At 35.1% G+C, this 12728-nt stretch carries 12 protein-coding genes; 11 read left to right on the top strand and 1 reads right to left on the bottom strand.

Annotated features, from left to right (window positions below):
• Positions 1 to 261 precede the first annotated feature (261 nt).
• The 4 genes from BLW28_RS00990 to BLW28_RS01005 all read left to right on the top strand — a co-directional run bounded on the left by BLW28_RS00990 (position 262) and on the right by BLW28_RS01005 (position 4998).
• A complete protein-coding gene (locus tag BLW28_RS00990; RefSeq protein WP_073216438.1) occupies positions 262 to 708 on the top strand; it encodes a DIP1984 family protein in 447 nt (148 codons plus the stop codon).
• Between the two features lie 496 nt (positions 709 to 1204).
• A complete protein-coding gene (locus BLW28_RS00995; protein WP_073216442.1) occupies positions 1205 to 3178 on the top strand; it encodes a monovalent cation:proton antiporter family protein in 1974 nt (657 codons plus the stop codon).
• 149 nt (positions 3179 to 3327) lie between these two features.
• Positions 3328 to 4056 carry a universal stress protein gene (locus BLW28_RS01000; RefSeq protein ID WP_143036812.1) on the top strand — a complete coding sequence of 243 codons (729 nt, stop codon included), beginning with the start codon at positions 3328 to 3330 and terminating at the stop codon, positions 4054 to 4056.
• Between the two features lie 543 nt (positions 4057 to 4599).
• Positions 4600 to 4998, top strand: a complete 399-nt coding sequence (locus BLW28_RS01005; RefSeq protein WP_073216445.1) for a hypothetical protein — start codon at positions 4600 to 4602, stop codon at positions 4996 to 4998.
• Between the two features lie 149 nt (positions 4999 to 5147).
• Here BLW28_RS01005 and BLW28_RS01010 read toward each other — a convergent pair whose 3' ends face one another.
• Complete coding sequence (locus BLW28_RS01010) at positions 5148 to 5510, bottom strand: winged helix-turn-helix transcriptional regulator (RefSeq protein ID WP_073216447.1); 363 nt, start codon at positions 5508 to 5510, stop codon at positions 5148 to 5150.
• Positions 5511 to 5720: 210 nt separating this feature from the next.
• Between BLW28_RS01010 and BLW28_RS01015 the strand changes: the two genes are divergently transcribed.
• The 7 genes from BLW28_RS01015 to BLW28_RS01045 all read left to right on the top strand — a co-directional run bounded on the left by BLW28_RS01015 (position 5721) and on the right by BLW28_RS01045 (position 12629).
• Positions 5721 to 6647, top strand: a complete 927-nt coding sequence (locus BLW28_RS01015) for a ClpXP adapter SpxH family protein (protein WP_073216450.1) — start codon at positions 5721 to 5723, stop codon at positions 6645 to 6647.
• Between the two features lie 7 nt (positions 6648 to 6654).
• Positions 6655 to 7095 (top strand): DoxX family protein, encoded by a 441-nt coding sequence (locus tag BLW28_RS01020; protein ID WP_073216451.1) that lies wholly within the window; start codon positions 6655 to 6657, stop codon positions 7093 to 7095.
• Positions 7096 to 7363: 268 nt separating this feature from the next.
• Positions 7364 to 8491, top strand: a complete 1128-nt coding sequence (locus BLW28_RS01025; RefSeq protein ID WP_073216454.1) for a T9SS type A sorting domain-containing protein — start codon at positions 7364 to 7366, stop codon at positions 8489 to 8491.
• 156 nt (positions 8492 to 8647) lie between these two features.
• Positions 8648 to 8851, top strand: coding sequence for a (4Fe-4S)-binding protein (locus BLW28_RS01030; protein ID WP_073216456.1), 204 nt, complete (start codon positions 8648 to 8650; stop codon positions 8849 to 8851).
• Between the two features lie 191 nt (positions 8852 to 9042).
• Positions 9043 to 10098 (top strand): 2,3-butanediol dehydrogenase, encoded by a 1056-nt coding sequence (locus tag BLW28_RS01035; protein ID WP_234946444.1) that lies wholly within the window; start codon positions 9043 to 9045, stop codon positions 10096 to 10098.
• Positions 10099 to 10241: 143 nt separating this feature from the next.
• Positions 10242 to 11525 carry an L-lactate MFS transporter gene (locus BLW28_RS01040; RefSeq protein ID WP_073216461.1) on the top strand — a complete coding sequence of 428 codons (1284 nt, stop codon included), beginning with the start codon at positions 10242 to 10244 and terminating at the stop codon, positions 11523 to 11525.
• A 207-nt stretch (positions 11526 to 11732) separates the two neighbouring features.
• Positions 11733 to 12629: a pirin family protein gene (locus BLW28_RS01045; RefSeq protein WP_073216464.1), complete on the top strand. Its 897-nt coding sequence runs from the start codon at positions 11733 to 11735 to the stop codon at positions 12627 to 12629.
• The last annotated feature ends 99 nt before the right edge of the window (positions 12630 to 12728 follow it).

Consider the following 12728-nt stretch of genomic DNA (forward strand, 5'->3'; position numbering starts at 1 on the left):
CGGGGTTAATAGCCACTAATATTTTTTTAATTGCTTACTCTCGATTTCAATTTTGTAGCCGCAGCATCAAAGTTGAAATATTTAAAAATTTCATCTGCACATTTTGGGAGTTCCCTTTTCGGCGAAACCTGTATCTTTGAAGAAAGTTAAACCAAAACTTTTTATAACTTACCGTTTTCTTCAAAATATAGCTTTTCGATATTTTTTGAAAGTGTTATTTCTGATTAAAATGAAGTTAATAGGGTTTTAAATACGTATAAAATGAAACTAGCAGAAGGATTATTGCTCCGAGCAGATTTAATGAAAAAAATAGAACACCTTCAAAATAGAATACGACCTGTATTGATTGTTTCGGATGATAAACAACCACAGGAAGATCCCGAAAAGTTATTGGCGCAATTACGGCAGGCTATTCAAGATTTAGAAACTATTGTTGTGAGAATCAACAAAACAAATAATGAAACCATTGTTGAAGGGGAAGGGCTTTTAATGGAAGCACTGGCGAAAAGAGATTCATTAAAAATGCTTGCTGAAAAGCTGAGGACTATCCGATATGCGGCACAAATCAATAATAGTGGTGATGCTAACTTAAAAACCACAATTAGTATTAAAAAACTACAAATAGAAATGGATCAAACGGGTCGGGCGTTTAGGGAAATCGATAGTAAGATTCAAGAAATTAATTGGCTAACAGAGCTTAAAGATTAAGCCGAAAGGCTGGAATGGTCGGGGCGAGTGCCAGCCCCTTTTTTGTTGGTGGTTTTCGGGGCAAATTGAAAACTCCACCAAATCAGCTGCTTGGGTTGCGGCAAAAATGTATTGTTTAGGACCCATTACTGCTTACAAATTACATTAGTATTTCGTAAAATTTACTACCAGGTACTGACCGATCATTCTTTTTTAATAATTCAAAAAAAATTAAAACAAACCGTTTAAAACTGTTTTTTAAGTACGTCGCTATTAGGCCGTTTTACGAGATCTTCTTCTTTAAGATTTTATTTGCGTAGCTATGTCGAGCGTTGAATTGGCACGATTGTAATGGCGGCATATCTAACATAATACAACAGTGAGAGTATATTAGGCATCAATTCAATTCATAATTTAATGTCATTAGTTTATCTTTAGCAACTCATATTTCACCTTTAAAATAAGGTTTATTGATAAATTTAATCACCCTAATTAAATACAAGAATAGCTAAAGCGTATGCCATTATTACAAGATATTCTTATCCTTCTCGTTTTTTCAGTTGTAATTGTTTTTGTACTGCAACGGCTTAAACTTCCGTCTATAATTGGATTTCTTTTAACTGGAGTTATTATAGGTCCATATGGCTTAAGTCTTATTAAGGCTGTAGAGCAAGTAGAAATTCTATCGGAAGTAGGTGTAATATTATTACTCTTCGTTATTGGAATGGAATTATCGATTAAACAGTTGGTCTCCATTAAAAAAACTGTTTTTATCGGTGGTTTTTTACAAGTAGGACTTACTGTAGGTGTGGCTGGTCTTGTCTACCATTTTTTAGGAAATTCTTGGAACGAATCTGTATTTGTAGGTTTTCTTTTTTCTTTATCGAGTACTGCAATTGTTTTAAAAACGCTGCAAGATCGGCAAGAAATTTCGGCTCCTCACGCGAGAAATGCGCTGGCTATTTTGATTTTTCAAGATATTATAGTGGTACCAATGATGTTGGTAACTCCGATGATCGCTGGAGAATCTACCGATGTAACCAAGGATATTTTAATGTTATTGGTTAAATCGGCTATTGTCGTTGTCCTTACCTACATCAGTGCGCGCTATATTGTTCCTAAATTGATGCACGCTGTGGCCAAAACCAACAGTAAGGAACTATTTTTATTAGTTACAATTACGCTTTGTTTTGCCATTGCTTTTTTAACGGCAGAAATAGGCCTATCGCTTGCATTAGGAGCTTTTATTGCAGGTCTTATTATTTCAGAATCGGAATATAGTCATCAGGCAACAAGTATTATTCTTCCTTTTCGGGAGCTTTTTACGAGTTTCTTTTTCGTGTCGGTTGGTATGTTACTCGATTTAAGCTTTTTCTTGAGTAATATTCCTATTATCTTACTTTTAGTTTTTATTGTGCTTATTTTAAAATCATCGGTTGCTGCAATTGCGGTTGCCACTCTTAAATATCCCACCAAAACAGCAATCCTTACCGGTTTAGCCCTTTTTCAAGTTGGGGAATTTGCTTTCATACTATCTAAAATAGGAATTGAATACAATCTTCTTACACCCGAAACCAACCAATATTTTCTATCGGTTTCAATTGTATCCATGTTATTAACTCCTTTTGTGATCATGTTTTCTGAAAATATTGCCGATAAAGTTTTGGGGGTTAAAAGAAAATTGGGGCTCAACAGAGATGTAAACCCTGTAGATAATGATGAAGTTGTCGAACCCAGTTTAGATAATCATTTGGTAATAATTGGATACGGAATTAATGGTAGGAACTTGGCTAGGGCAGCTACAGCTAGTAAAATTCCTTTTGTAGTAATTGAGACGAATGCTGAAATTGTAAAGCAGGAAAAGGCAAAAGGATTACCAATAATTTATGGTGATGCAACAGATGTTCATATTCTTGAAACCGTTAACCTTTCCAGAGCAAGGGCTGCAGTTATTGCCATTTCTGGAAATACCGACACACAAAACATCATAAAAAAAGTACGTTCAATTTCTGATTCATTATATTTAGTAGTGCGCACTAGATATGTTAAAGAAACTTCTGAAATACTCGCATTAGGTGCTGATGAAGTAATTCCTGAAGAATTTGAAACTTCAATCCAGATATTTGAACATATTTTGCATAACTTCCTTGTTCCTGAAGGCGATATAATTCAGCTTATTCATAAGGTTAGGGCAGATAATTATCAAATGTTTAAAGGGGAATTAAAAGGACCTAAAACATACAGGTCTAGCGAGTTGGCAGATTTTAACATCAAAAGCTTACGGATGCGATCGGATAGCAATAAATTTTTAGGTAAACCTTTAAAAGAATTGAATTTAAGAGCTACCTATGGCATTAATATTTTGGCCATTAAAAGAAAGGATAAATTGTTGGAAAGCGTTCAGCCAGATGAAATAATTAAACAAGGCGATATAATTTATATTCAAGGCGCCCAAAGTAAAGTAGAAGCCTTTTATAAGCTTATTAATTAAAGATTTTGTAATCCTAACAATTTATTGGAAAAATCTGAACAACGCATTAAAATCTTAAAACATGAATAAACGGTTTATAGTACTCATTGACTTTTCAGCGTATTCGCGTGACTTGATAAAGTACGCTTGTGATTGGAGCCAAGAAGCCAATGCAAAAATTCTACTGCATCATCAAACATCCCTTTTTACCGACGTTTGCAGAGAATGAGGCTAGAGACTATATAATTCAACAAGAAAATGACAAGGCGCGAGCAAAGCTAAAAGCGCTTGCCGAGGAACTTATTCCAGATTTTATTGAAGTCTCCTTTTACGTTTCTGAAATCGATTTTCACCAAACTTTACCTCAGTTATTATCCGAACCATTTGAGAATTTAATTTTTATAGGACTACAAGGCACAGGGGTGCTAAAAAAACTATTTCTTGGAAGCGTTGCCCTTAGAATTATTGGAAATACAGACAATACAGTCGTGGCAATGCCAAAAGGAATCGATTCATTTTCACACGAAAAAATATTTGTTGCAGTAGGGGAGAATAAGCCCTTAAATATTGAACAATTAAACAATTTTCTAAGCTTCATAGACCATAATAATACGAGCATTACGTTTTTCCATTTGGCCAAACCAAACGAAGATACAACTCGAATTAAGGAACATCTACAGCGTTTATCAAATATTTATGCCGATAGGTTTTCAACAAACTTTGCTATTTACGAAGCCAATAACCGAATAGATGGTATAAAGGGAGTTATAAATAACAAGATCGATGAAATATTAATCGTTCAAAAAGGTTCACGGATATTAACCGATCAACTTTTTAAACGATTTTTAATCAATGAATTAGTTTACGAAGGGCAAACACCATTAATTGTTTTACCCTAAAACATAAAGTTGTTCAATAAAAAAACAGAACTTTCATTCAATATAATTTTTACAATCGAAGTAATCATTTTAATAATGTAACTTAATTAAATTATTGACGTGGTAAAACCGCTTCGATGAACTTCTTTCGTAGTTACTATCACTCAAATCTTCTAACGGATAGGCATACTTAAAAATATCTAAAAATAGGTGAGTTCCTAGAATTTTTAGATGATGTGGTTCATTTTTTCAATTAATATTACCATCTGTTGTACGTTAACATATACATAAAACGATACAATCTTTTTGCCTCAATTTAAAAGGATGAAATAATGTTTTTGCGAAAACCCTCTTCCGGGTTTGGGTAATGAGGTCAAAATCTGTTCAAAAAGCACAATAGCTTATTCCCTCTATCCTCAATGGCTAAAGTATTGCCAAAACAGTTGATAACTCCATTATTAATGCTTATTTTGGAGGTGATGTAAGTGTTTAGCGCATATTGCGTTAAAAAGCAGTAATTAATAAAATATAATTTATGAGAAAATACAAAATTGCAGTTATAGAATGATTTTTAGGACTAAAAATATTGGGACGTTTGAATTAATACCCGTCGGAAATTTTTTGTTTGGTCAAAGTGAAAAAGCGGGAGATGTTCGACTTAAAAAAGAAAATGTTTATGTGGTGGTTTGGGATTTATTAAAACCTTACGATGAAGTGGATTCGCAAGAGATTCAAAAACAATTTGATGCCGATTTTAAACTGTATGAAGAAGGGGTTCTCGAAAATGCCTATAAAAATTCTCCCTATGACGAATCTATAAAAAATTTCACAGTTTACTTTATGAATGCCAATAGTGAGGCAGAGGCAAAGAAGGTTTTAGATGAAATGCCATTCGTTAAATCCGATATTGGTAGTTATAAAATTAGAAATGTCGGTCATTTTATGAGAGGAAAAGTTAATTAAAGAACTTAGGTTAAAAGACGTAGGAGACAAAACAAAATATACGAATCTAGACGTATCCGATTATTATGTAAGACCCGCCGATCCTACGTCTTTTTTGCCCTATGTCCTATATCTATTTTCCAAATAGAAGCATAGCCAAGTAACGCCAGTTATTTAGCACCGTGAACTGACTGCCTGTATTCAATGCCCCATTTAGCCATTTCATTAATAAGTGGTGTAAGCGTAGCACCGTATTCAGTAATGGCATATTGCACCGTTATGGGTTTTGTATCCATCACCGTTCGGCTAATTAAATGATTCATCTCTAAGTCCTGAAGTTCTTTAGATAGCATTTTACTGCCTATACCGTCTATTTCACGCAACAAATCCATAAATCCGAGTTTACAACCTTCGATAAGTGTTCCCAAAATATGGAACTTCCATTTTCCCGATAAAAGGCTCATCGTATCACTAATGGCCTGCATTCTAACCTGACAAACGGGTGTGTTGTTTACTATTGCTTTCTTTTTCATAATTCTTTATTTAAACTTAAATCTAAGGACAAAACTGCGTAGGTGGTTTCCTACAGGAAAGTACTTCCCAAAAGGAAATGAATAGCAAATATACACTTTACCCTGCGTATATTTGTAATAATATCTTAGTTGTTATTAAGCTATGAATGAATTAGTTATGTGAGCGATAGTTCAAATTTAAAAAAACGATTAATACTTAAATTTTAAAATATGAATAAAGAAACATCTAAAAACAATCCACTTCTTTGCGATCCAGAAACGGGAATGTGCGAAATGCCTGGCGACGAAATGGTTGATACTACAGGGAAGGCAAACAATTCGATTGAGAAATCAGTAAAGTTAGTTTATTTCACAGATCCAATTTGCTCTTCTTGTTGGGGGATCGAACCGCAATTACGTAAGTTGAAATTGGAATACGGCGACCATATCGAAATTGAATACAGAATGGGCGGTCTTTTACCAGATTGGAGTTACAATAGTGGTGGCATCGGAAAACCATCAGACGTAGCTTCACATTGGGATGAAGTAAGTGTTTTTTACGATATGCCTATCGATGGAGATTTATGGTTAGAAGATCCATTAGATTCGTCATTTCCACCTTCAATTGCCTATAAAACAGCACAATTACAAAATAAAGAGAAAGCCAATTTATTTATGCGTGAAATGCGCGAAATGGTTTTCTTACAAAAGAAAAATATTGCTAAATGGGAACATATTGCTAAGGCAGCTAAAACAGTTGGATTAGATGTGGATAAGTTAAAATCTGATTTTAATGGACAGGCAAAAGCATTGTTTCAAGAGGATTTAAAAACCGCCAGAGAATATGGTGTGCGAGGTTTCCCAACTATTTTTGTTGTTGATAATGTTGGTAATAAGGAAACTGTTTATGGAGCTAGACCTTATGCTTTTTATGAAATGGCAATCTTAAAACTCAATCCGAATATCACAAAAAGCGAATACAGTAAAAGATGGAAAAATCTTTTCGCAATGTACCCTACGCTAACAGCAAAAGAATTTTCTGAACTATCTGGAACTCCAAGAAGTGAAACTGAAAGCGTATTGAATGAGCTAGTTGCAAAAGGAAGTTTAGATAAACATACAACTAAAAACGGCTCTATCTGGACGATTAAAAAATAATATAATAATGATAAAAAACATTTTCAATCCAGGGGTTTATGCGAAAAGAATAAATATTTCGCTTCTTATTCTTCGACTTGCAGGAGGAGGTTTAATGCTAACACACGGCATCGGAAAAATTGCGCCATTATTCGGTACTGAACCCATTCAGTTTCCAGACCCTATTGGTTTAGGGGCTTCAACTACTTTGGCGCTAACGGTTTTTTCAGAAGTATTATGCTCTATACTTTTAATTTTTGGATTGGCTTCACGATTAACAGCCATTCCGTTATTGACAACCATGTTAGTAGCCGCCTTTATTTTTCACGCAAACGATCCGTTTGCAAATCAGGAATTACCATTGCTTTATTCCGCATTGTATTTGGTGATATTAATAACTGGCGCTGGCAAGTTTTCAATTGACAATTGGATATTCAAAATTCTAAATCGTCAGAAAAAATATAATTGAGAATTCTAAAAAAAACATAGCGCCATTAATCAATGACTTATAAAAGTGTAATTTTTAAATAGTTTTTAAACTAATGGATTGCGGTTTTTTCATCGTAATTTTGCTTCTTAATAAACAATAAAATCTAACTTACAAATGATGAAAAACTATCCCTAAATGGACTTTTAAGTCTTTTGATGATTACACTTTTTCCGGAGCGTCATTAAACGCTAATAACGGACAAATTCAAGGCAATTTCTTAAGTGAAATTCCGTGTGATGAAAAAATCTTGGTAACGTGTGACACTGTTTATACCGCAGATTTGGTACCAAATGCAGGATATTGGACAAATTATACCGATGTTCCTTATAATTATACTGGCTCTGAACAAGTCTTTGAGTTTACGGCAACTGCCACAGGTCTTCACATTATGGATTTGGATCAAGGTGATGGCGATGCAGACTTTATGATAATGTATAGCTGTGGAAATATGGCCGGGAATGTTACTAATTTCTATTGGACCGGCGAGCAATCGGAATATATTGATTTGGTTGAAGGAACTACTTATTATATAATTGCTGATTTGTATGAAACAAGCGGTCCGACAACGGTAAGTATAAAGGTGAATTGTCTAGGAAATGTTGTTGTTCCTGAACCCTATTTTGATTGTTTCCAAGGCTTGGGTATTGCACCAAGCATTGACGCAGCATTCAATTTAGACCCGCTAGACGTAAATACATTTGTAGCAAATGGTTTTACGGTTGCGGCTGATACTGCTTTTGAATTACAACAAATATCAATTAGTACAAATCAGGTTCAAGTTCCAGATCAAGGCGTTTTTAATATTAGAGAAAACAATAATGGAATACCGGGCGCCGTAATTGAGGTAATTCAAGCGGATGTAACGTCGTCTATAGCATACGCATCGTTGTTCAATGATCCTGTATATCACGTGGTTTTTGACTTGACTGAAACAGTTGTTTTTACCGAAGGAATCTATTGGTTAGAGCCAAAAATAACTACTCCTGAGCCTTCTACCGTATGGTGGGCAGCTACAGAAAATGGTACAGATGGCGCAATAACAATGTTGTCGGAAGATGGTGGCCCTAGTTGGACACCATTGGGGGCAGAATCTATTTTTTTCGTGGCAGGTGAATGTCGAACATTAGGTATTTCTGATTTAACATCGGTTAATTTTAATTACTATCCGAATCCAGTAGACGAGGTGTTTACTATTCAATCAAAAACAGCTATAGAGTCTATTAGCGTTTACAATCTAATGGGGCAAGTTGTTTTAAAACCAAGCGCAATTTCACATGGAGAAATAGATTTGAGCACTTTAAATTCGGGAATCTATTTGGTAAAAGTAACTTTTGACGGCGGGTATTCTGAAACACTTAAAATTGTAAAAAAATAGTAGAAATAGGTTAATTTCTAAACATTTTTAAGCCGTCTCATTTTTCGAAATAAGACGGCTTATTTGTGCTAAACTTGTTCGTAATCTATAAATTTAAAGTCCTTATAAATGCTTATATTTAAATGGATACGAAATGAAATTTTAAAAATATAAACTATGGAGACGCACGAATATTCAAATGGAGAAATAACCATTTTATGGACCCCTAAAAAATGTATTCATTCAGGAATATGTGTACAAACACTGCCGAAAGTGTACAATCCGAAAGATAGACCTTGGATAAAACCAAACAACGCAACTACGGAAGAACTGATTGATCAGGTTTCAAAATGTCCTTCAGTCGCGTTGCGAATTAAATGATACAAATTCTGATAAGATGGTATATGAAACAACTTAGGCTTAATTGCTAAGTTTTTCATACTAGGAATTCGATTTTTGATTTTAATTTAAAAATACGAATAAGAAGTAAAAGCTAAAAATTTGAACTAACCGAAAACATTGTAAAACAGCACAAAAACAACTATTAATTTAAAATAAATAAAATTATGACAATGATGAAAGCAGCTCGCTGGTATGCAGCAAAAGATATTAGAGTTGAAGAAACAGAAGTTCCTTCGCCAAAAGATAATCAAGTAAAAATTGCAGTTAAATTCACTGGAATATGTGGATCAGACTTGCACGAATATACCCACGGCCCACAATTAATTCCAGTAGATAAACCGTATGCACTTAACGGGCATCAAGGCACAACCACGCTTGGACACGAATTCTCGGGCGTAGTTGAAGAGATTGGTAAAAACGTAAAAAACATCAAAAAAGGCGATCGAGTTACTGTAGAACCTATTTTTAGAAATCCTGAAAGCCCATTTATTACAACTGGAGAATACAACCTTTCAGAACCACTCGGATTTGTTGGATTGACTTCAAATGGAGGTTTTGCCAAATATGTGGTAGTCGAGGATTATATGGTGCATAAAATGCCTGATGCTATGTCTTTTGAACAAGGAGCAATCGTTGAACCTGCTGCAGTAGCAGCTTACGCAATTCAACGTAGTGGCATGAAAATGGGCGATACTATTTTAATAGCAGGCGCAGGTCCCATTGGTTTATTAACTGTTCAAGTTGCTGTGGCTTCAGGAGCTTCGCAAATTTTTGTGTCAGATCTTTCAGAAAACAGATTGAAAAAAGCAAAAGAAGTAGGAGCTACCCATACTTTCGATGCTCGTAGCAAAGATATTCCTCAAAAAATCAAAGAAATGACTGGCAATGGTGTTGACGTTTTTATTGATGCAGCGGGTGCACAAGCTTCCTTTGATACAGGAATAGACAGCCTTCGCAATGGAGGAACTGCAGTTTTGGTTGCTCTTTTTGGTAATAAAATATCTCACGATGCTTTGAACCAAACATTAAGGGAATTGACAATTATAGGCACAGCAGCATATCGAAATATCTTTCCTGAAGTAATCGCATTAATAAGTAGTGGAAGATTACCAGTAGAAAATCTTGTAACCAGCGTTATTGCTCTGGATGAAGTAGTAGAAAAAGGATTTGAAGCTCTAACAAAAGACCCTTCTGAAGTAAAAATATTGGTAGATTTAGAAAAATAAATCTTTCATTTTAAGTGCCATAGCTAAATTTCTTTAAGGCAGATAATTAATTCTGACTTAACAATAAATATTGCAACCATCGACAAAATATAGTTTGCGTAAATTGAACCCTGAAAACTATACAAATAAATTATCACTTTTTAATGAAGGGATTTAAGGTAAGTCGGTGGTTTATCGCCATAATGGGGACACTTCTTCAGTTAGTTTTAGGTACAGTGTATGCGTGGAGTTTTTTTCAGAAACCAATAAGTACGGCGTATGGCTGGACGAATGTTCAAACTATGTGGATTTTTAGTTTGGCGATTCTGTTTCTTGGTTTATCTGCCGCAGTAGGAGGGATTTTACTTCCAAAATATGGACCACAAAAACTAGCATCTGCAGGAGCTTTATTATACGGTATTGGGTATTTAATAAGTGCTTATGCCATGGCTATTGGCAATCTATACCTCTTTTATTTAGGCTTTGGAGTAATTGGCGGAATTGGCTTAGGACTGGGATATGTAACCCCTGTCGCAACAGCTTTAAAATGGTTTCCCGATAAAAAGGGGCTTGTTACAGGAATGGTTGTAATGGGCTTTGGCTTGGGTGCGTTAGTAATGTCTAAGCTTATCGCCCCTTTATTGATAAACTTTACCGATGGCAATATGGTTCAGGTGTTTTTCTACATCGCCTTGGTACTCATGTTGTTTGGAATTCCAGCTGGATTAAGCTTGAAAAACCCACCCGAAGGTTTTGTCCCTAAACGATATTCCCCGCCCGAATTAAGTGCGAACAATCAAGAGATCGAAAACTCGATACCTGTAAAGGCCAGCCTACTTTCCACAAAGTTTTTGGGTATGTGGCTTATTTTCTTTTTAAATATTTCGGCAGGAATAATGTTTATTGGTTTACAATCGTCAATGATTCAAGATTTACTACGAATAGAAAACCCAACAATGAGCGCTAAAGCGCTTGCAATGGCAGGAGCCACCTTAATTGCTGTTAGTTCAATATTCAACGGACTTGGCCGCTTTTTTTGGGGCGGAATATCGGATAAAATTGGCCGAATTCAAGTTTTTCGATTGATTCTTGGCTCCCAATTACTGGTTTTTATTTTAATGATATTTACGAATAACCCGTGGATGTTTGCCATTTTGGTTTGTTATGTGCTTTTATGCTACGGAGGCGGATTTGGAGCCATGCCTTCGTATATATTGGATGTTTTTCACGCAAAGCTTATGCCCATTATTTATGGTGTGATTCTTACAGCCTGGTCAATGGGTGGAATAGTTGGGCCTCAGTTAGCAGCATATATCCGTGATTTTTATAGTCATAATCCTGAATTGATTGGCCCAAGAACCTATATGGCAGGAACCGCTTTATTAAGTATTGGATTAATAGTGAGTTTATTGCTGTCAAACAATCCTATCAACCCTAGAAAAGTCTAGTTGTTGTATTAAAAATAACTTTAAAGGGAATTGTGCTTCAACGAGAATTAGAATCTAATTATTGATTATCAATAGCGCGGAATTTTTCATTGAATAATTGTATGTTCGAGAAATTTTCAAAAAAAAATGTATTACGTTTTTTTAGATACTTTGTAGAACGTGCTTTTAATTTCAACATAAAATTCAATAAAAATAAACAGATTAGATATGTCAAACATAAAACTGATAATAGAAGAAAGGGCTGCAGACATTGGGAAGTTTATGGTAGGACGTTTGCTACCATTTCGCCAAAAAAGAATGGTAGGGCCATTTATCTACATCGACCATATGGGACCTGTTAAATTAAGTGAACGAGACAATTTTGATGTATTACCACACCCACATGTTGGGCTTTCTACGCTAACCTTTTTATTTGAAGGAAGCATTATGCACCGCGACGCTCTTGGAAACGAAGTAGAAATAAAGCCTGGCGCAGTTAATTGGATGACTGCAGGAAAAGGAATAGTACATTCCGAACGAACTCCCGAATATCTGAGAGATTCTGAACTTTTTATGCACGGATTGCAGATTTGGGTGGCATTGCCAAAAGATCTGGAGCAAATGGATCCACAGTTTTCTCATATCACAGAAAACGAAATTCCCAGATGGACAGAAGGAGATGTCCAATTTAAGCTAGTTGCAGGTGAAGCATTTGGAAAAAAATCGCCTGTTCCCGTTTTCAGCAAATTATTTATGCTTGAAATTAAAAGTAAAACAAAACAGACTATAAATATTGGCAACGAGCTTTATGGTGAATCTAGTTTGTATATTCTTGAAGGCGCAATTGAAAGCGAAGGAAACGTTTTTGAACCTAAGCAATTGTTAGTAGCAAAAGACAGTACACTTTGCGAATTTACCATTCACGAGAATAGTACGATTTATATTTTTGGAGGGGAACCCTTCCCAGAGGAACGTTTTATAGATTGGAACTTCGTTTCATCTAGTAAAGAACTTATCGAAGATGCCAAAACGAAATGGGATCAACAATTGTTTGATAAAATAGAAGGCGATGACACAGAGTATATTCCGTACCCCGTTCCGAGAAATTTTAGAATAAAAAGTTAAGGTGAATTGTAAGCTTCCCTTTAAACCGAACTGTTTAAAAGTAGAATAATTATCTTAATTTTAAACAGTATTATGAGACGAAGTAAATTTTCACCACAA

The sequence above is a fragment of the Aequorivita viscosa genome, assembly GCF_900106795.1.
In the GTDB taxonomy this organism is placed as follows: Bacteria; Bacteroidota; Bacteroidia; order Flavobacteriales; family Flavobacteriaceae; genus Aequorivita; species Aequorivita viscosa.

Coding starts and splice junctions, on each gene's coding strand:
- BLW28_RS00990 (WP_073216438.1), top strand. CDS start 262: ATGAAACTAGCAGAAGGATTATTGCTCCGAGCAGATTTAATGAAAAAA.
- BLW28_RS01015 (WP_073216450.1), top strand. CDS start 5,721: ATGAATAAAGAAACATCTAAAAACAATCCACTTCTTTGCGATCCAGAA.
- BLW28_RS01030 (WP_073216456.1), top strand. CDS start 8,648: ATGGAGACGCACGAATATTCAAATGGAGAAATAACCATTTTATGGACC.
- BLW28_RS01035 (WP_234946444.1), top strand. CDS start 9,043: ATGATGAAAGCAGCTCGCTGGTATGCAGCAAAAGATATTAGAGTTGAA.
- BLW28_RS01020 (WP_073216451.1), top strand. CDS start 6,655: ATGATAAAAAACATTTTCAATCCAGGGGTTTATGCGAAAAGAATAAAT.
- BLW28_RS01000 (WP_143036812.1), top strand. CDS start 3,328: ATGCAAAAATTCTACTGCATCATCAAACATCCCTTTTTACCGACGTTT.
- BLW28_RS00995 (WP_073216442.1), top strand. CDS start 1,205: ATGCCATTATTACAAGATATTCTTATCCTTCTCGTTTTTTCAGTTGTA.
- BLW28_RS01045 (WP_073216464.1), top strand. CDS start 11,733: ATGTCAAACATAAAACTGATAATAGAAGAAAGGGCTGCAGACATTGGG.
- BLW28_RS01010 (WP_073216447.1), bottom strand. CDS start 5,510: ATGAAAAAGAAAGCAATAGTAAACAACACACCCGTTTGTCAGGTTAGA.
- BLW28_RS01040 (WP_073216461.1), top strand. CDS start 10,242: ATGAAGGGATTTAAGGTAAGTCGGTGGTTTATCGCCATAATGGGGACA.
- BLW28_RS01005 (WP_073216445.1), top strand. CDS start 4,600: ATGATTTTTAGGACTAAAAATATTGGGACGTTTGAATTAATACCCGTC.